General features: G+C 59.5%; 20 protein-coding genes. 6 read left to right on the top strand and 14 right to left on the bottom strand.

Features of this window, described 5'->3' with window-relative positions:
• Positions 1-13 precede the first annotated feature (13 nt).
• A complete protein-coding gene (locus K5Q35_RS10945; RefSeq protein WP_013962286.1) occupies positions 14-1,177 on the bottom strand; it encodes a deoxyguanosinetriphosphate triphosphohydrolase in 1,164 nt (387 codons plus the stop codon).
• A gap of 81 nt (positions 1,178-1,258) precedes the next feature.
• Here K5Q35_RS10945 and K5Q35_RS10940 point away from each other — a divergent pair, with 81 nt between their 5' ends.
• Positions 1,259-1,582 (top strand): iron-sulfur cluster assembly accessory protein, encoded by a 324-nt coding sequence (locus tag K5Q35_RS10940; protein ID WP_013962287.1) that lies wholly within the window; start codon positions 1,259-1,261, stop codon positions 1,580-1,582.
• 2 nt (positions 1,583-1,584) lie between these two features.
• Here the strand turns inward: K5Q35_RS10940 and K5Q35_RS10935 are convergent, their stop codons facing one another.
• Both K5Q35_RS10935 and K5Q35_RS10930 read right to left on the bottom strand, forming a co-directional pair.
• Entirely contained in the window at positions 1,585-2,667 is a 1,083-nt protein-coding gene (locus tag K5Q35_RS10935; RefSeq protein WP_259650524.1) for a DUF6902 family protein, read from the bottom strand.
• Positions 2,668-2,741: 74 nt separating this feature from the next.
• Positions 2,742-3,035: a DUF6749 family protein gene (locus tag K5Q35_RS10930; protein ID WP_220799584.1), complete on the bottom strand. Its 294-nt coding sequence runs from the start codon at positions 3,033-3,035 to the stop codon at positions 2,742-2,744.
• Positions 3,036-3,379: 344 nt separating this feature from the next.
• On the opposite strand from K5Q35_RS10930, the gene xth reads away from it, so the two are divergent.
• Positions 3,380-4,162 carry an exodeoxyribonuclease III gene (gene xth / locus K5Q35_RS10925; RefSeq protein ID WP_220799583.1) on the top strand — a complete coding sequence of 261 codons (783 nt, stop codon included), beginning with the start codon at positions 3,380-3,382 and terminating at the stop codon, positions 4,160-4,162.
• Here the strand turns inward: xth and K5Q35_RS10920 are convergent, their stop codons facing one another.
• Both K5Q35_RS10920 and K5Q35_RS10915 read right to left on the bottom strand, forming a co-directional pair.
• Positions 4,163-4,891 (bottom strand): DUF533 domain-containing protein, encoded by a 729-nt coding sequence (locus K5Q35_RS10920; RefSeq protein WP_220799582.1) that lies wholly within the window; start codon positions 4,889-4,891, stop codon positions 4,163-4,165.
• A gap of 136 nt (positions 4,892-5,027) precedes the next feature.
• Complete coding sequence (locus tag K5Q35_RS10915) at positions 5,028-5,612, bottom strand: HNH endonuclease (RefSeq protein WP_013962292.1); 585 nt, start codon at positions 5,610-5,612, stop codon at positions 5,028-5,030.
• A gap of 281 nt (positions 5,613-5,893) precedes the next feature.
• On the opposite strand from K5Q35_RS10915, the gene K5Q35_RS10910 reads away from it, so the two are divergent.
• Complete coding sequence (locus tag K5Q35_RS10910) at positions 5,894-6,241, top strand: glyoxalase (protein WP_013962293.1); 348 nt, start codon at positions 5,894-5,896, stop codon at positions 6,239-6,241.
• Here K5Q35_RS10910 and K5Q35_RS10905 read toward each other — a convergent pair.
• From K5Q35_RS10905 to K5Q35_RS10895, 3 genes are read right to left on the bottom strand one after another with little or no spacing between them, the layout of a single operon-like run.
• The gene (locus tag K5Q35_RS10905; RefSeq protein ID WP_013962294.1) at positions 6,238-6,903 is read right to left on the bottom strand and encodes an alpha/beta hydrolase; all 666 of its coding nucleotides are present in this window, start codon (positions 6,901-6,903) and stop codon (positions 6,238-6,240) included. The genes K5Q35_RS10910 and K5Q35_RS10905 overlap by 4 nt on opposite strands.
• Positions 6,900-7,529: a DNA-3-methyladenine glycosylase gene (locus K5Q35_RS10900; RefSeq protein WP_220799581.1), complete on the bottom strand. Its 630-nt coding sequence runs from the start codon at positions 7,527-7,529 to the stop codon at positions 6,900-6,902. The genes K5Q35_RS10905 and K5Q35_RS10900 overlap by 4 nt, the downstream gene beginning before the upstream one ends.
• Positions 7,526-8,272, bottom strand: a complete 747-nt coding sequence (locus tag K5Q35_RS10895; protein WP_220799580.1) for a precorrin-6A/cobalt-precorrin-6A reductase — start codon at positions 8,270-8,272, stop codon at positions 7,526-7,528. Before K5Q35_RS10895 ends, K5Q35_RS10900 begins: the two co-directional genes overlap by 4 nt.
• A gap of 76 nt (positions 8,273-8,348) precedes the next feature.
• On the opposite strand from K5Q35_RS10895, the gene K5Q35_RS10890 reads away from it, so the two are divergent.
• The gene (locus K5Q35_RS10890) at positions 8,349-9,560 is read left to right on the top strand and encodes an MFS transporter (RefSeq protein ID WP_220799579.1); all 1,212 of its coding nucleotides are present in this window, start codon (positions 8,349-8,351) and stop codon (positions 9,558-9,560) included.
• A gap of 17 nt (positions 9,561-9,577) precedes the next feature.
• Here the strand turns inward: K5Q35_RS10890 and K5Q35_RS10885 are convergent, their stop codons facing one another.
• The 4 genes from K5Q35_RS10885 to cysS form a co-directional block, all read right to left on the bottom strand.
• Positions 9,578-10,357, bottom strand: coding sequence for a squalene/phytoene synthase family protein (locus K5Q35_RS10885; protein ID WP_220799578.1), 780 nt, complete (start codon positions 10,355-10,357; stop codon positions 9,578-9,580).
• A complete protein-coding gene (locus tag K5Q35_RS10880) occupies positions 10,354-11,076 on the bottom strand; it encodes a trans-aconitate 2-methyltransferase (RefSeq protein ID WP_220799577.1) in 723 nt (240 codons plus the stop codon). The genes K5Q35_RS10885 and K5Q35_RS10880 overlap by 4 nt, the downstream gene beginning before the upstream one ends.
• The gene (gene cimA / locus K5Q35_RS10875) at positions 11,073-12,692 is read right to left on the bottom strand and encodes a citramalate synthase (RefSeq protein ID WP_220799576.1); all 1,620 of its coding nucleotides are present in this window, start codon (positions 12,690-12,692) and stop codon (positions 11,073-11,075) included. The genes K5Q35_RS10880 and cimA overlap by 4 nt, the downstream gene beginning before the upstream one ends.
• 262 nt (positions 12,693-12,954) lie before the next feature.
• The gene (gene cysS / locus K5Q35_RS10870) at positions 12,955-14,358 is read right to left on the bottom strand and encodes a cysteine--tRNA ligase (RefSeq protein WP_220799575.1); all 1,404 of its coding nucleotides are present in this window, start codon (positions 14,356-14,358) and stop codon (positions 12,955-12,957) included.
• A 222-nt stretch (positions 14,359-14,580) separates the two neighbouring features.
• On the opposite strand from cysS, the gene K5Q35_RS10865 reads away from it, so the two are divergent.
• Entirely contained in the window at positions 14,581-15,771 is a 1,191-nt protein-coding gene (locus K5Q35_RS10865; RefSeq protein ID WP_220799574.1) for a pyridoxal phosphate-dependent aminotransferase, read from the top strand.
• A 224-nt stretch (positions 15,772-15,995) separates the two neighbouring features.
• Positions 15,996-17,534, top strand: coding sequence for a trimethylamine methyltransferase family protein (locus K5Q35_RS10860; RefSeq protein WP_220799573.1), 1,539 nt, complete (start codon positions 15,996-15,998; stop codon positions 17,532-17,534).
• A 71-nt stretch (positions 17,535-17,605) separates the two neighbouring features.
• Here K5Q35_RS10860 and K5Q35_RS10855 read toward each other — a convergent pair whose 3' ends face one another.
• Both K5Q35_RS10855 and K5Q35_RS10850 read right to left on the bottom strand, forming a co-directional pair.
• On the bottom strand, positions 17,606-17,839 hold the full coding sequence (locus tag K5Q35_RS10855; RefSeq protein ID WP_013962304.1) for a hypothetical protein: 234 nt from the start codon (positions 17,837-17,839) through the stop codon (positions 17,606-17,608).
• A 104-nt stretch (positions 17,840-17,943) separates the two neighbouring features.
• Entirely contained in the window at positions 17,944-18,558 is a 615-nt protein-coding gene (locus K5Q35_RS10850) for a GNAT family N-acetyltransferase (protein WP_259650523.1), read from the bottom strand.

Below are 18,558 nucleotides of genomic sequence, written 5' to 3'. Positions count from 1 at the left end.
ACTTGCAGCCTGCTCAAGATGCCATTTCCGCCTGCGGGGTTCCCGACAACAAACGCGCATGTTCTTGCAGGGCAAAACGATCCGTCATGCCGGATATATAGTCGGACACGATCCGCGCCAGTTCGGTTTCAGAATTTATGGCCTCGACATCCTTGCGCCATTGTTTGGGCAGTTGGTCCGGATGCGCCATGAAATAGGGGAAAAGCTCTTCGACAACCCGCGTCACCTTGGCCCGCATCACAACCACGCTGGGCGCACGGTACATGCGATCAAACAGAAAGCTGCGGATGACTTTCAAATCGTCAAAAACGTCGTCTGAAAACCGGATGATCGCACGATCAGCAGACCGGATATCGCTAACGGATTTGGGTTGCAGCGTCATGAGCCGCGCCTGCGCAAGTTGGATGACATCTTCGACCAGAACGCCAAAGAACCGCCGCAACGCTTCATGCCGTCGCCGGTAATAGTTCAGACCGGGATAGAGCCGGTCCACCTCGGCAAAGCACATGTTCAGAATGGGTAATTCGGCCAATTCATCGGTCGAAAAAAGCTCTGCGCGCAGACCATCATGCAAATCGTGGTGATTATAGGCCACATCATCCGCGATGGCTGCGACCTGCGCCTCGGCGCTTGCGAATGTGCCGAGTTCAAGATCATGCGTGTCGTTATAGGCCTTCAGCGCCCATGGAATGTCGCCCGTCACAGGACCATTGTGTTTTGCCAGCCCCTCAAGGGTTTCCCATGTCAGGTTCAGCCCGTCAAAATCGGCATAGTGCCGCTCAAGATGCGTGACGATGCGAATGGCCTGCGCGTTGTGATCAAAGCCGCCAAAAGGCGCCATCATGTCGGACAGCGCATCCTCGCCCGTGTGGCCAAACGGTGTGTGGCCCAGATCATGGGCCAGGGCGACAGCCTCGGTCAGCTCCTGATTGAGGTTCAGCGCCCCCGCTATGGTGCGTGCAACCTGTGCCACCTCTATGGAATGTGTGAGCCGCGTGCGGTAATAATCGCCCTCATGCTCGATGAACACTTGCGTCTTGTGCTTGAGCCGTCGAAACGCACTTGCGTGAATAATTCTGTCGCGGTCTCGCTGAAAAGACGAGCGGAACGTGCTCTCCTCCTCCTGCACGCGACGCCCTCGGGCGCGCTGCGGATCGGAAGCATAGGGTGCTGTCATGTCGCCGGTCCTTGTCGCCTGTCATCAGAAGTTATATATTGATCCTAACAGATTAATAAACCCGTTTGACGGAGCACTGCCATGCAACTTCCACCCAAAGTCACCCCGCGCGCTTTCGAGAGACTCGCAGAGATCGGTGCATCTGATGATGGCAAGGCCCTGCGCGTCGCCGTTGAGGGCGGGGGATGTTCAGGGTTTCAATACGAAATCGATCTGGACGAGCCCAAAGATGATGACCTTGTTCTGGAGGGTGTCGGGCAAAAAGTGGTGATCGACGCGGTGTCCCTGCCGTTTCTCGCAGATGCCGTGATCGATTTTACCGAAGAGCTTATCGGGGCGCGGTTTGTGATCAACAACCCGAATGCCTCCAGCTCATGCGGGTGTGGTACATCCTTTTCGATGTAGCTTTAAGTCAAGCCCGCAAGCGGTTGGGTTGAAATGTAATTCGACCTCGAAAACCGTTCAAAGAAACGATCGAAATGCGCTGACGATTGTGCGGCGCCTTCCAGAATTGCGTTCTGGTCGTGTGCGAGGGAGCGCGCGAAAATGGACCGCATATGCCCCCAGTCCCCACTGCGTGCAGGTCCAAGCTGATATAACAGCGACGATATCGCCCGCAGCGGCCCCGGCCCTGCGCGATGCCTGAAAATTTCAACATTTCCCTGTGGGGGGCGTCCGGAAAAACCTGTCATGCCTGCGATACCGGCCCACCAGCTGGTCACCAGATATTCATGGTAGGCATCATTTACTGATCCCTCAGGGGCCGGGACCAGCGTGAACGATCCCATCTCATGCGCCAGCCAATCTTCCCAGATTTCGCTTGGGCATTGGCCGGCAAAACGCAATGCAACGCAAATCTCTGCCAGCAGATCCACATCCTGATCCAAAAATGCCAAAAGACCGGCGTATTCGAGGCTGGTCACAGTGGCCTCCGGCAGTTCTGTCTGCGCGGCACCGTAGCTTGTCAGATAAAAGACAATATGGGTCAGCTCATAAACTGCTTTTTTGTTCGGCACAGAAAACGTGCGTGGCTCAGACGCGAAATCCAACAATCGTGCCCTCAGATTGGGCGTCATCTCCCCCACGCCGCGACGCGCCAAAAGGTATTGCGCTTCGGCGCGCTGTAAATCGGACAGCTCACAGGCAACCAGATCAGCGGCATGCACCGTTTCGCACAGCCTTCTGCCCGTGTCGCCGTCAAGGCCAAGGTCCTCAAGATCAAGACACATCGACAGAAGAAACCTGTAATATTGCGGGAAAAACCGCATGCGTTCTTCGAGACCGTCGTAAAAAGCAGCGTAGACGTCCAGCGCATGTGGGGTCAGTTGCGCGCCACTGCTTGCCAGAATATTGAGTATCTCAGCGTTTTCCTTAAGCCAGAAAACATCTTCGGCGCTGCGTCGATGCTGTGCGAAACTGCTTAACAGCGTTGATTGCCGTTGCGCCAGGTTGGGACGTTTCGGCACGCCGAGTGAGATGACATTTGACATGATACAGCCGTTTTTGATGTGAGAGTGCACGGATGGCCCGCAGCCCGAAAGCCAGCAGGCCATCGCGCCGAGGATCAGACTTTGGGCGACATGCTTGTGGTGAAGAGGCCTGTCGCTTCACCGGAATGCGCATTTTTGCCAGTCGTCATGCTCGTGGTGTAAAGGCCCGTGTGTACCCCTGCCAGCGCAGAGCCTTCGGGCGACATCGAGGTCGTGTAGAGCGCCGTTTGCTCCCCCGTCATCATGTCACCGTGCTGAGATGTCATTGATGTGGTGAACAGCCCAGTTGCGTCACCGCCGTGGATATCAGCAGTTTCCAGAGGTAGAGCTGCGGCTTGGTGAATGGAAATTTTGGTAAGCGTTTTCATGGTATATCCCGTCCATTTGAAAGTTTCGATAACCTCCAAACGGTCACCCTTTTAGGGAGAGTTTTAAAGAAAAATTCACGTTAAGATTGCCTTAACCATTGGTTATCCACAGGGATGCTGATGTGAATTTCTAATCGATACAATCTGTGCCCAGACGGTAACCTTTGTTAAAAAAACATTTATCCACAAAGGATAACTCTGTGGATATTAACCATTCATGCCCCGTTGCAGAAAAATGGTTAACGAGAATCACACGCGCAGGTGATTGGGCGGACCGGCACAACGCCCTTGCCCCGGGACGTCACTTCAGGGATATCAGAAACGTGTAGCAAGCGGGGGCCTCCATGAAAATCGCAACGTTCAACATCAACGGCATCAAAGCACGCATCGATGCCCTGCCCGCATGGTTGAAAGAAGCGCAGCCCGACGTCGCCCTGTTGCAGGAAATCAAGTCCGTGGACGAGGCCTTCCCGCGCTCGGTGTTCGAGGACATGGGCTACAACCTTGAAACCCACGGTCAGAAAAGTTTCAACGGGGTCGCGATCCTGTCCAAACTGCCGCTCGAGGATGTCACACGGGGCCTGCCTGGCGATGAATCGGATGAGCAGGCGCGCTATATTGAGGCGACCGTCATGGGGGACACCGCGCCGGTGCGTGTCTGCGAGTTGTATCTGCCCAACGGAAACCCGGCACCCGGACCGAAATACGATTACAAACTGGACTGGATGTCGCGGCTATATGATCGCGCCAAAGCGCTATTGGCCGATGAAACCACATTTGTGATGGCGGGGGACTACAATATCATTCCGCAAGCCGAGGATGCGGCCAAACCGGAGAGCTGGCGCGATGACGCGCTGTTCCGGCTGGAAAGCCGGACCGCGTTTCGCAAACTGATCAACCTGGGCCTGACGGAGGCCTTCCGCGCCCGGACGGCGGGCCCCGGACACTACAGCTTCTGGGACTATCAGGCGGGGGCGTGGAACCGCAACAATGGTATCCGCATTGACCACCTGCTGCTTAGCCCGCAGGCGGCGGACATGCTGGTGGATTGCCAGATCGACAAGGACGTAAGAGGTCGGGACAAGCCCTCTGACCACGTTCCCGTCTGGATCGATCTGGCCGCCTGATCAGGTATAGAGCCGCGGCACACCAAGGCTGTCATGGATTTTATTGGCCGTGTCAGGCGTGATGCCTAACCCTTCTGCGAGGGCATGAAGGTATTGCCCCTCAGCCTGATTGTCAGGGCTGATCGCGTTGAGCGACATCGTATAAACCTGAGTTTCCAACCCGCGCGGCGTGTCAGATGCGAGCGCCTGCGCGCTGACCGGTTCTGCGAGGATTTTCTGCACCACTTCCATGTCAGACGGATCACCATCTTGCAGAGCGTCCAGCAGCTTGGCTTTTTCGTCGGCGTCAATATCCCCATCTGCGCGGGCGGCCTGCGTCATTGCCCGCAACATCAGGCGCGCGACCTCCTCTTCGTCCGGCTCCGTCGCGGGGTTGTCCTGATTGATCAGACTTTCGAAGCCGCCAGCCGCATCACCACCGCGCGCGCCAGCCAGACTGCCCAGCAGACCCCCCAAGCCCCCTAGGCCACCAGCAGCGCCAGCGGCCGATGCTCCACCGCCGCCCGTTAGTTGACCCAGAATGTCCCCAAGGCCGCCCGATGCCCCACCAAGACCGCTGCCGCCCCCCAATTGACCCAACAGATCGCCCAAGCCGCCCGCATTATTCGCGCCACCTCCGCCAAGGCTTTTCATCATGGATCCGATTCCACCCTGCTTTTGCACCGCTTCCATCCCTTTCGCGACGGCAAAGCCGATGGCCATTTTCGTGACCGTGTTCATCAAAGACATTAGATACTCCCACCTTAATCATACTGCATTTGCAATAGAACCATCATGCAGAGAACGGGTTCCCGCGTCCACCAGCATCGCCCTGCCCACCCGGCGGAGCCCACGACATCTATTGCTTCGCAGTTTCGAAAGCGGGTCAGGCCTGCAGTTCGGCATCCCAATACAGAAAGTCCATCCAGCTTTCATGCAAGTGGTTCGGCGGGAATTTGCGGCCCATGTTGCGTAATTCTTCGGCGCCGGGCTGGCGCGGTGGTTTGCGCAGTGACAACCCCGTGCGATGCAGCGGTTTCGCCCCTTTTTTCAGGTTGCACGGGCTGCAGGCTGCGACAACATTCTGCCAGCTTGTCACCCCACCGGAGGCGCGCGGCACCACGTGGTCAAAGGTCAGGTCGCCCCGCGCACCGCAGTATTGGCACCTGAATTCATCCCTCAGAAATAAATTAAAGCGCGTGAAGGCCACGCGCTTTTGAGGTTTCACGTAGTCTTTGAGGACCACGACGGAGGGTATGCGTATTTCGGTACTCGGCGATCTTACGATGTCGTCGTATTCAGCCACGATGTCGACGCGATCCAGCCACGCTGCTTTGACAGCATCCTGCCAAGGCCAGAGCGACAGAGGATAATAGCTGAGCGGTCGGTAATCCGCATTGAGCACCAATGCTGGCCTGTGTTTGAGGCTCGCCGGGTTACGTGTGAATTCTACTCTGAAATCGCCGTCCATAAATCTACTGCACCTTTGCCGTTCCGCGTCCGGTCCGGCAGGCCAGTCCCACCGATAGGCTGACTATATCTCGTGGTTTTTGTCTGACAAGCCCTTCCTGCACCACAATATGTCGCAGTTTTCTTACGATGCTTATGTCACAGGCAGATGACAGTTATCCACAGGCCTCGTTGCAACGTCCGGAATGCGATATTCGGCAATGGCTGCGGAGCATGATCTTGCTCAAAGCCCACTTTTGTTTACGGTTGCGCAGGCAGGAAATACACAATTGGCAGGTTATGATGGAAAACGACGCGCGCGTGACACTGGACTACATCGAATTCACATCGCCCGAGCTGGAAAAGACGCAGGCGTTTTTCGCCGATGCCTTCGGGTGGCAGTTTGTGGACTACGGCGATGATTACCGCGACATTCAGGGCGCCGGGATCGGCGGCGGCATTGAGCGGGGTGCTTTGCGCGCGCCCCTTCCGGTGCTTAAGACCGACGACCTTGAAGGCATGTTGGGGGTCGTCAAAAAGGCAGGTGCTCAAATAACCGCCGACATCTTTGACTTTCCCGGTGGACGCCGATTTCAGTTCATTGAACCCGGCGGCAGCGAAATGGCCATCTGGAGCGAGACGAAAGCTTAAAGGTTCAGTTTGTCGCGCATGAACGCCAAGGCCACCGACAGACCATCCGGCGCGATACCGTGCCCTGTGCCTTTCATAATATGGGCGAAAACATCTTTCCACCCGGCCTCCTGCAGGGCTTCGGCAGCTTGCGGCAGCGACTGCGGCGGCACGACGTCATCTGCATCGCCATGCACCAGCAGCACCGGTGGACGCACCAGCGCCTCATCCGCGAGCGTCTCAGGGGCCAGCAAGCGGCCGGAAAAGGCGACGATACCGGCAATTTCATCTTCTCTGCGCGGGGCCACATGCAGCGCCATCATCGACCCTTGCGAAAAGCCGAACAGCACGACCTGTTCGGGCAGCACGTCTTCGTCTACCATCAGCGCGTCCAGAAACGCGTTCAGATCCTCGACGGCCTGCGCCATCCCGCGCATTGATTCCTCCTCGGAGGACCCATCAATCCAGGGAATCGGAAACCACTGAAACCCGAAAGGCGCGCCCGCACAGGCCTCGGGCGCATCCGGCGCCACAAAGAGCGTATCCGGCAGATGTTCGCTCAGCGGATCGGCCAGCCCCAAAAGGTCTGCACCATTGGCCCCGTAACCGTGCAAAAAGACCACGATTGAGCGTGTTTCGCCAGAGGCAGCGGCGCGACGTTCTGCGTTTAAAACCCGTGTCATGTGATCCCTTCACGTTGCTTGACCACGCGGTAGTACGCAAACAAGAGCCGCGCTGCAACCGACCGCCAGGGCGACCATGCATCAGCCATCTCGCGCAGCGCGCGTTCCTTGGGGCGCGCCTCAAGAGCATAAAGGCTGCGCGCCGCTTCCTGCAGGGCCAGATCGCCCGGCGCGAAAACATCCGCGCGCCCAAGGCTGAACATCGCGTAGATTTCCGCCGTCCAGTTTCCGATGCCGGGCACCGCCACAAGCGTCTTGATCACGTCACTGTCGGGCAAGCTGCGCAAAGCATCGTAGTTGATGTCGGCACCGGCCAGCGCATGGGCATAGCGGATCTTTTGTCGGCTGAGACCAAGTGCGCGCAGATCATCTTCGCGAGAGGCCTGCACAGTGGCCGGATCAACCATCCCCGCCGCTTCCAGTTTGGACCAGATCGCCCGTGCTGAGGCGACGCTGACCTGCTGGCTGACAATCGCACTCAGCAGTTGCGCGAAACCATCGGGGCGGCGTCGCAGCGGCAAGGGGCCGGTCTGCGCCAATGCATAGGCCAGACGCGGGCAAGCCTTTGACAGCCAAAGGGCGCCCTCGGCCACATCCCTGTCTGTTTCAATCAATCGGCCAGTCATCCCTGATCCGCCTCCCAGGCCAGCGCCTCAACCACGGTCTCGACCTGCGCTACGTGCGCGGGGCAAGCGGGCCGTTCGATCATCAGAACCGGCAGGCTGCGCGCGCGGGCCGCCAGCAGTTTGGACATGCTGGCCGCGCCCCCGACGTTACGACAGATCAGATGCGTGATGCGCAATTCAGCGAACTGGTTTTCCTCCTGAAACTGTGAAAACGGCGGGGTGCCGGGTACGAAAGTCACAAAGGCAAAAGGGGGTGGTGCGGAAACGCTGTGTGTTTGGCGCATATAGAGCCGATGCCCGCTGAACGTCTCATAGGCGGGCAGGCTCAGCCACCCTGTGTTGCTGAAGACGCGCGCGGTTGGCGGGACGGAGGGGGCCGCCGCCTCAACGGAGGGGAAAGAGATCCAGCGATCCCGCAGAGTGGCTTGCCAGGGCGGGCGCAACAGCCGCAGATATCTGACCCCTTCTGTGACGCAGACCTCGCTTGCCATGCTGCTTATGTCATCATCAAAGGCGTGGCTTGCGTCAATAACCGTGCCAACCCGCTGGTCTTGCATCCAGCCCCATAAGGCGTCCGCGCTTTGGAACCGGCCCAGTCTGGTGGGCACGCGCAAGGCATCAAAAATGCGTTCTTCTTCCGGCAGGCTTGCGACCACCCGCCGCCCTCGGGCCAAAAGGCCGTTGACAACAGCATGCGCTTCCCGTGCGCCCGCCATGACAAGTGTTGTGGATTCATGCCTCATGGCTGCGACTTTACGACTATGGCGCAGGTGAGCAAGGGGCTTGCCCAACGCAATGATTTAGCAGTACGCAAGGGCCATGGAAGCCACGTTGGAAAATCGCGCAAAGCGCAATGTTGTCGTGCTGGTACTGGCGCAAGCGGTGCTCGGCGCGCAAATGCCGATGCTGTTCATCATCGGTGGGCTGGCCGGGCAATCGCTGGCCTCCAACGTCTGTTTTGCGACCTTGCCGATTACGCTGATCGTGCTGGGCTCGATGGTTGCTGCGACGCCGATTTCCGGCATTATGCAACGATATGGGCGGCGCGCCGGGTTCATGGTCGGGGCCTGTGCGGGTGCAGCGGGCGGTGCCATCGGGGCCTATGGGCTTTACACCGCGTCCTTTCCGATTTTCCTGCTGGGCAGCTTTATCACGGGCATCTATATGTCCGCACATGGGTTTTACCGCTTTGCGGCTGCGGACACGGCCTCGGATGCATACCGCCCCAAGGCGATTTCCTATGTGATGGCGGGCGGGTTGGCCGCCGCGATCATCGGGCCACAGTTGGTCAAAGTCACCGCGGACGCCTATGTGATCCCGTTTATGGGCACCTATGGCGCGATCATCGTGTTGAACGTGGTCGGGTCGCTGCTGTTTTTCGCGCTGGATATCCCCACGCCCCCTGCCCCGCGCGCTGACAGCCCGGCAGGCCGCACAAGGTGGGAGCTGATCACCACACCGCGGATCGCTGTGGCGGTCATCTGTGCCACGGTGACCTATGCGTTGATGAACCTTGTGATGACATCCACCCCGCTGGCCGTTGTCGGCTGCGGGTATACGACGGGCAATGCGGCCGATGTGGTCACGGCGCATGTGCTGGCGATGTATGTGCCCTCGTTCTTTACCGGACATCTGATCGCGCGCTTTGGGACGCAGCGGATCATGGCGATCGGGTTGTTCATTCTGGCGGTTGCCGGTGGCGTGGCTCTGGCAGGTGTGGCGCTTGGGAACTTCTTTGTCGCGCTCATCCTGTTGGGGTTGGGCTGGAACTTCGGCTTTATCGGCGCAACCACGATGCTTTCTGAGGAGCACAGCGTGGAGGAGCGCGGACGGATGCAGGGGCTGAATGACCTGATCCTGTTTGGCGGGGTCACGCTGGCATCGCTGTCCTCGGGTGGGTTAATGAACTGTTCCGGCGGATCGCCACAGGAAGGCTGGATGGCGGTCAATATCGCGATGGTGCCTTTTATCGCTTTGGCAGGCGCATCCCTGATCTGGTTGATGATGCGCCCCAAAACCCAAGCCGCCTGAGCGCGCATAGGCTGAAATCAGGACCAGCGCCATAAAAGTGCTGCGCGCCGCATCGGGTGAACCTGCAGGTCCCCAACCGCCACGCGTCGCGGATCCTGTACCACCTGTTTCAGAAGGCTCCGGGTAACAAACGCCTCGGTGATGGCAGGTTTCGCCGCATCCCCCAAGGTGCGTTTCAGCAGCTTTGGTGCAGGCAGCGCATCAAGTGCTGCGCGCGCAAGATCGGCGATTGCCTCCGCGCGGCCATCAACCAAGGGAATGCGACTGTGCGATTCCAACGCGGGCACGGCCTGCAAAAACCGCGCAAGCCCCGTGGCGCGACCGCAGGCCCTTACCATGGTTTCCGCATCGCCCTGCGGGGTCAGGTCCGGGTCGAGCGCGCAGGCCGCAACCCACATCAAACCGGCAGCCGTTTCGTTGAGGTAATTGTCAAAATGTGCAGCGTCCTCAAAGGCATCCTTGTAGATATCCCAGCGCCGGGCCGCGACGAGCCGGTCAAGCACCTGCGTTGCCGGTTCTGACAGAAAACCGCTCAGCGGGGTGACGACCTCATGGCGGCGGACCTGCGCGCCCTGCCCGATTTCCTCAAGCACATCCCGCCACCATTGCAGGCGCATCTCGGCAATCATGGTCTCTTGCGTCAGCCAAGGGGCGCGCGAAACCTCGACGTTGAAGGCATAAAGCACAAAGAGGACGGCGCGCGCCGCAACCGGGCTGGCCATGACGGCAGCGAACCGGTCCGGGTCTGCCTTTTCCACGATAGCGGCGCAGGCGGTCACATCCGCATCAAAGCTCATCGCGGGCGCACCACAGACAGCAAATAGCCAAATTCATGTCTTGCCGCGCGCCACAGCGCCGCTTCGGCCTCTGCTTCATCCAGCACATCCTTCAGCGCGCCTGACGCGTTGGGTCGCAATTGACTGATCCGCTGATCTAGGGGGCCATAGTAGTCTTCCCAAGCCTTGTCAGAGACATGCCGTGTTGCCACGCAGTCATAGCCTGCGGCATCAATCTGCGCCCTGAGACCTGCCTCATCGGTCATTTCGGGGTAGTCTGCCCAGCCCTCTTGCGCCGCTGCTGACGGGGTATCTGTGCGCCAATAGCCCTGCGAAAACGCGATTGCGCCGCCCGGAGCGAGGGCCGTGCGCCACGCCTCCAGCGCTTTGGTCACGCCCAGAAAGTAAACCGCACCGGCGCACCAGATGAAATCAAACGGGCCGGTCAGCGCGGTCATATCGCCGCAAAAGATCGTTGTGCGGGGGTCGTCACCGTGGCTGTCCTGCGCTTGCTGCACAAACGCGTCCACCTTATCGAGTGCGCTCACATGTCCCCGCGGGGCGGCCTTAAGCAACGCCGGGATATCCGCGCCGGGGCCGCAGGCGGCGTCGCAGATCCGAGCATCCGGTTTAACGCCTGCAACTTCTGCCGCCCATGCAACCTCCTGCGCCTCCCCCGGTCCTTCGCGGGGCAGGCCGCGGTGTAATTGGAAAAACGCGTCCCAGTAGGCCTGCGTCATGTGGCTTTCCAATCGCGCGTCAGTTTCCAGCGGATCGCATCCAGCAAGGCCTCGAACGATGCATCCACTATGTTTGCCGAAACACCAACCGTGGACCAGCGCCGCCCCTCACCATCTTCGCTGTCGATGATCACGCGGGTGACAGCCTCGGTGCCGCCCTGCGTGATTCTGACTTTGAAATCAACGAGGCGCATGTCATCAATGATCGTCTGATACGGGCCAAGGTCCTTGGACAGCGCCTTGGCTAATGCGTTGACGGGGCCACGATCGCTGCCCGTTTCATCCATCGATTCAGAGACGGAGAGCTTTTTGGTGCCGCCGACTTTGACCACCACCACCGCCTCGGACAGGCTGACCATCTGGTTGTATTTGTTCTTGCGCCGCTCGACCGTCACCCGGTAGCGTTTGACCTCGAAAAAGGCGGGCATCTGGCCCAAAGCGTCCCGCGCCAGCAGTTCGAAACTGGCCTGCGCGGTGTCATAGGAATAGCCCAAAGCCTCGCGTTCCTTGATGCGATCTAGGATCAGACCCAAGGCCGGATCGCCCTTTTGCACGGTGAGGCCCGCGCCCTGCAAACGTTCGCGCAGATTGGATTGCCCCGCTTGGTTGGACATCGGAATTATCCTTGCGTTTCCGACGGTTGCGGGGTCGATGTGTTCGTAGGTCGTAGGGTCCTTGAGGATGGCGGAAGCATGCAGCCCGGCCTTATGCGCAAAGGCCGAAGAGCCCACGAAAGCGGCCTGGCGAAACGGCACGCGGTTGAGGATTTCATCGAGCATCCGGCTGGTGCGGGTCAGCGTCTTGAGGGCCGCGTGGGTGATGCCCGTTTCATAGGCGCTGGCGTAGGGTTCCTTGAGCAGCAGGATCGGGATCAGCGTGGTCAGGTTGGCGTTGCCGCAGCGTTCGCCCAGCCCGTTCAGCGTGCCCTGAATTTGCCGCGCGCCAGCATCCACGGCGGCGAGGCTGCAGGCGACGGCGTTTTCGGTGTCGTTATGGGTGTGAATGCCGAGGTAATCCCCCGGAATGCCCGCCGCGATTGTCTCGGTCGTGATGCGGCGCACCTCTTCGGGCATCGTCCCGCCATTGGTGTCGCAGAGCACCACCCAGCGCGCGCCCGCCTCATAGGCCGCACGCACGGCCTGCAGCGCATAATCAGGGTTGGCACGGTAGCCGTCAAAGTAGTGTTCGGCATCAAACAGCGCCTCACGGCCCATGTTTTTAAGGTGTTTGACGGATTTCGAAATGTTATCGAGGTTGTCCTCAAGGCTGATCCCGAGGGCGGCGCGCACGTGGAAATCATGGGTTTTGCCGACCAGACAGACGGCGGATGTGCCCGCGTTCAAAACGGCGGCGAGCACGTCGTCGTTTTCAGCCGAGAGGCCCGCGCGCTTGGTCATGCCAAAGGCGGTCATGGTCGCGCGGGTCTTGGGGGCGGTGTCGAAAAACGCGCTGTCGGTGGGGTTGGTACCGGGCCAGCCGCCCTCGATATAATCCACGCCCAGCGCGTCGAGGCTTTCGGCGATGGTGCGTTTTTCCTCGGTCGAAAACTGCACGCCCTGCGTCTGCTGCCCGTCGCGCAGGGTGGTGTCATAGAGGTAAAGGCGCTCACGGGTCATAGGTGAAATTCCGCTGTTTTGGCACGTCGGCAGGGCGTCGGTATCGTGTCGGTATCACGTCGGTGCGTGGCGCGCGGTCGGGTGACACTGTGGTAACCGTCGTAGCATCGCGCATCAGGCGGTGTCGTGACGGTTTTGAACGGCCCCGGCGCAGCTTGATCCGGTCCGGGTCGCTTGCGGCCCGGACTGCGCCCGACCCTCCCCCCGGGAGGGCGCTTCACGCCCCCCCAGGCTCGGGCGCTGTCCTGTGTTGGGAACCGGATCATTTGAGTGCTTCCAGTTTGGCGTCGTCAACTTCCGGCCCTGCGCCCAGAACTATACCTTCTCTACTAATCTGAACTTCCACACCGGCCGCTTGTAGCTGTACCTTTAGGTCATCCACCTTCGAAAAATCCTTGGTCTGAACTGCCTCTTTTCGCAACTCAGACAGTTTCTGGGTCAGAGCGTCCAATAACTGGCCAGGGCGTCTCACCCAGTCCGACGTTTTTGGTGACAACAAACCGAGGAATTGAGCCCCAGCCTTTAGGTCAGTATATGCACCGCGTTTGGCTAGTTCGTGTAGTACTGATATCGCGTTGGGGGAATTTAGGTCATCGGCTATCGCGTCAACCAGTGCTTTGGGAAGCACCTCCGCACTGTCAGCGTCTTCGGTGAGGTCGAACCACTTTCTGAGCGTTCTATTGGCTTCTAATGACTTCTTCCCTGTCCAGTCCATCGGTTTGCGGTAGTGGGTGCTCAGCATCACGAAACGGATCACTTCGCCCGGCACGCCCTGGTCGAGCAGATCGCGGACGGTGAAGAAATTGCCCAAGGACTTGGACATCTTCTTGCCTTCGACCTGCAGCATCTCGTTGTGCATCCAGACGTTGGCGAAATCATGGCCTGCGCAGGTGCTTTGGGCGATTTCGTTTTCGTGATGGGGGAACATCAGGTCGTTGCCGCCGCCGTGGATATCAAACGTCGCGCCCAGCAGATCATGCGCCATGGCGGAGCATTCGATGTGCCAGCCGGGACGGCCCCTGCCAATACTTTTGCCTCCCACGACCGGCCCTGCCCAGCCCGGTGTCGCATCATCAGAGGGCTTCCACAGCACAAAATCCATGGGGTTGCGTTTGTAGGGGGCGACCTCAACCCGCGCGCCTGCAATCATGTCGTCAATCGAGCGACCCGAGAGCGCGCCATATTTCGAATAACTCTCCACCGCAAAGAGCACATGGCCCTCTGCGGCATAGGCGTGCCCCTTGGCGATCAGGTCTTCGATCATCGTGACCATCTGCGCGATATACTGCGTGGCGCGGGGCATCGCGCGTTGATGATCCCTGTCCTTGATGGAGGGTTCCAGCGCGCCGACCGCCGCCATGTCATCGAGAAACCACTGCGTCGTCTCGGCGGTGATCTCGCCGATGGAACGCCCGCTTTCGGCGGCGCGCGCGTTGATCTTGTCATCCACATCCGTGAAATTGCGCACATACGTCACATGTTCCGGCCCATATGTGTGGCGCAGCAACCGATAGAGCACGTCAAAGACGATCACGGGCCGCGCATTGCCCAGATGCGCGCGGTCATAGACAGTGGGGCCGCAGACATACATGCGCACGTCGTCTTTGTTGATCGGCTCAAAGTCCTCTTTGCGGCGGGTCTTGGTGTTGTAAAGCTTGATCGTCATGACAGGCGTCCTTGCGCAGGGATGGCGCGGGCATAGCAATCTCGATCAGGGATGAAAACGACCTAAGTGCGCCCGCAGGTGGGGATCAGCAAATAATACAGCAAAGGGGCGGTATTTGGGTCATAGGCCAGACCTACGCGGTTCAGCGGCCTTGCGTCAAGGGTGATTGACGAATCAGGTGCCCTCTGACCTCTCTGCGGACAGTCAGACAGAGGAACGGCCATGCAACTCTCCGAGCGTATCACGGGCATCACGGGCGGCGGCTCAGACGGGTGGGACGTATTCTTGAAGGCACGTCGGATGATTGCGCAAGGGGTCGCGGTCACGGAGCTGACCATTGGCGAGCATGACATCCGCACCGCAGCGCCCGTTCTGCAGGAGATGCACCGCACAGCGCTTGGCGGTCACACCGGATATGCCGCCGTGCCCGGCACGGATGCGCTGCGCGATAGGGTGGCGGCCCGGGTTGCGGCGCGCACGGGTGTTGCAACCACAAGGGACAACGTGTTGATCACACCCGGCGGTCAGGCGGCCCTGTTTGCAGCCCATATGGCGGTCTGTGATCCCGGCGACATCGCGCTATATGTTGACCCTTATTATGCCACCTACCCCGGAACACTGCGCGGTGCGGGGGCGATCCCGCAGGTCATTGGCACGCACGCCGAAGACGCGTTCCAGCCGCGTGTTGAGGATATCGCACCCCACGCGGGCAAGGCGCGGTCGCTGTTGATCAATACGCCCAACAATCCAACAGGCGTCGTCTATTCCCGCGCCACACTGGAGGGCATCGCCAGCCTTTGCATCGCAGAAGACATGTGGCTGATTTCGGATGAGGTCTATGACACGCAGGTCTGGGAAGGTGCGCATCTGAGCCCGCGCGCCCTGCCCGGCATGGCCGAGCGGACCTTGGTGGTGGGGTCGATGTCGAAATCCCATGCGATGACCGGGTCGCGCTGTGGCTGGATCATTGGGCCCCAAGACGCGATTGCGCATCTGACCAACCTTGCGACACATACGACCTATGGCGTGCCCGGTTTCATTCAGGATGCAAGCTGCTTTGCGTTGGCGCAGGGCGATGCCTTTGAAGAAGAGGTCGCAGCCCCTTTCCGGCGGCGCCGCGCATTGGCACAGGACATATTTGCAGGGCAGAATATCGTCGGTCTCGTTCCCGCGCAGGGGGCGATGTATCTGATGCTGGACATGCGCGCGACGGGGATGACCGGCAAAGCGTTTGCCTATGATCTGCTTGAGAGCCATCATATCGCCGTGATGCCAGGAGAGAGCTTTGGCGCCTCAGCCACGGGACATATCCGCGTTGCCATGACGGTTGCGGATGACGTTTTCGCCCACGCCCTGCGGACACTTTTGGACCATGCGGCCCTGCGCTCCGCTGAGCGCGCGGCGGCGCAGTAAGCCCGACACCCGCGATTGCTCGAAAACGACCCCCCGTCGCAAATGAGACAGACGCGGGGCTGATTGGTTTGCACGATCCGGTAAAACGGAGGACGCATGAAAGCAGACCGGATCAAGATAAATCTGGTAATCCGCACAATCGGTGCTGAACGCGGACGTGCGGCGCGTGGCCGACCTGAAAGGCGATAGAGCCCTTTTCTATTGCTATTTTCAGGATCTGAACCATGACACAAAAAACCAAAATTCGAGCCGGTGGCCGCTCTGCCCGGCGCGCGGCACGCGCTGCGCCACTTGCGGATCATCTGCGCCCCATACGTCCCGGTATGGAGGGTGGACGCTATGAGCCGCTCAGCCCAACGGACGTGGATCGCATTCACAACGCCGCCCTTGAGGCGCTTGAAACCATCGGTCTGGCAGATGCCCCCGACAGCGGTGTGGCGTATCTTACGAAGGCGGGCGCGGTTCTGGGGGCGGATGGCCGCATCCGGTTCCCGCGCGCGCTGGTCGAAGATGTGATCGCCTCTGCCAACCGCACGGTGACGCTGTGTGCGCGCGACCCGGCACATGATCTGGATCTGACGGGGACGCGTGTGCATTATGGAACCGCAGGCGCAGCGGTCCATCTGGTAGACGCCGAAGGGTGCAACTACCGCGAATGTGGCGTGCAGGATTTGCATGACGCGGCGCGCATCACGGATGTGCTGCAAAACATCCATTTCCTGCAACGCCCCATGGTGTGCCGCGATATTGCCGACAACCTTGAGATGGACCTCAATACGATCTATGCGACCTGCTCGGGCACGACCAAGCATATCGGCACATCCTTTACCGATCCGGCCCATGTCGCCCCGGCCATAGAAATGCTGCATATGATCGCGGGGGGTGAAGCCGCATGGCGCGCGCGGCCCTTCGTGCTGAACTCAAACTGTTTTGTTGTCCCGCCCATGAAGTTCGCCACTGAATCCTGTCAGGTCATGGAAGAGTGCATCAAACACGGCATGCCTGTTCTGCTCCTGTCTGCGGGGATGGCAGGGGCAACCGCGCCCTCTACGGTTGCGGGCGCGATTGTGCAGGCCACGGCGGAATGTCTGGCCGGTCTGGTCTATGTTCAGGCGATCAAACCGGGACATCCCGTGGTCTTTGGCACCTGGCCCTTTGGGCTCGATCTGCGCAGTGGGGCCATGACGGGAGGCTCCGGAGAGCAGGCGTTGCTGACGGCTGGATGCGCGCAGATGCACAAATTCTACGACCTGCCCGGTGGGGCAGCCGCAGGGATCGCCGACAGCAAGCTGCCTGACATGCAGGCGGGCTGGGAGCAGATGTGCTCCAACGTGATGGCCGGGCTTGCGGGGTTGAACATGGTTTATGAGGCCGCGGGGATGCATGCCTCGCTGCTGGGGTTCTGTCACGAATCGCTGATTTTAGGGGATGATTTGCTGGGACAGGCCATGCGCTGCGTGCGTGGGATCGAGGTCACGGACGAAACCATGGCGCTGGATCAGATGCGCGCAGTCTGCATGGACGGTCCGGGGCATTATCTGGGCACGCAGCAGACACTGGGCCGGATGGAGGCAGATCATGTGTACCCCACCCTTGGCGATCGCAGTTCCCCTAAAGAGTGGGAGGAGAAGGGCAAACCCAATCTGATCGCCAAGGCCAAGGCACGTAAGGAAGAGATTTTGAGCCAACGCTCAGCTGCGCGTTTTGATCCGGAACTGGATGCCCGGATCCGAGCGCGCTTTACCATCCATCTGCCTGCATAGCGCCGGATGTGCACAACGTTGGTGAGGTGCCTGAGCGGAGCCAGGGCATTGCTCCGCTCAGGCAGGTGACGTTAGGCCGGCATCAGGCCCGCGTCTTGCGCAGATTGCACTTCTGCTTCGTCGAGCGCGCCATCGGAGTTCAGATCCATTGCGCTGAAGTCTTCAGCTGTGATGTCCGGCATCACGGCTTGAACCTCATCAATGGTCAGAACGCCATCGCCATTCACATCCGCAGCTGTGGCGGCTGAAACGGCACCGGCAAAAGCAACAGTGAAGAGAATTGCAGGTAGGCTAACTTTAGTCATTTTCTTACTCCCAAGTAAAAGCGGAACATCTCCGCAAGAACAGGGATGACATGCCCGGAAACGAAAGCCATCACCCCTGATGTCTTGGGCCAGAAACGGGCACTTCAACGCACAAATGGGGCTTTTGCGTAGGTGAGTCTCTGCCGGGCAAAATCCCGCTGAGCGTGTTTTCGGCGGTCTGTGACCGATCCGCCGATGGATGAGGCACTATACCGCCGATCTTGGCCGCCCGGCATTGTGTGCGGGCCACACGTGGCTTTCTCACACGGGCTTTCCAAAAAGACACGATCGAATCCGTCTTCATGTCTGCGTTCTGTTTCGCGATATCCCAGATGGGGGTAGAGCGACAGGTTCGCCGTCATTTTCGCGTTTGTGTAAAGCCTGACGGATGTCGTATCTGCGTGTTTTGCCATGCGCTCACAAAACAGGATCAATTGTTTTCCGATACCCTTGCCTGCCATGTCCGGGTGCACGGCCACATTTTCCAGAAAGAAACAGTCGCCCTTTTCATAAAAGACAATGAAACCGCAAAAGCGGTCTTTGGCATCAATCGCAACATGCACCCGGCCCAACGTGATCAAAGACGAAAAATCCGCAACCATCGGCGCGGGCTTCTTTCCGATGGCCGCCACATATTGTGCATAGGCGTGTTCCGCACAGTGTCGGACAGCGGTTTCATCTTCTTTGCGCGCTTTCCTGATGACAAACTGGCTGATCAC

Origin of the sequence: Roseobacter sp. OBYS 0001 (assembly GCF_019654895.1) — a bacterium.
GTDB lineage: Bacteria > Pseudomonadota > Alphaproteobacteria > Rhodobacterales > Rhodobacteraceae > Roseobacter > Roseobacter litoralis.
The sequence above is the reverse complement of the archived record's forward strand: the minus strand, read 5'-3'. Positions and strand labels throughout refer to the sequence as shown.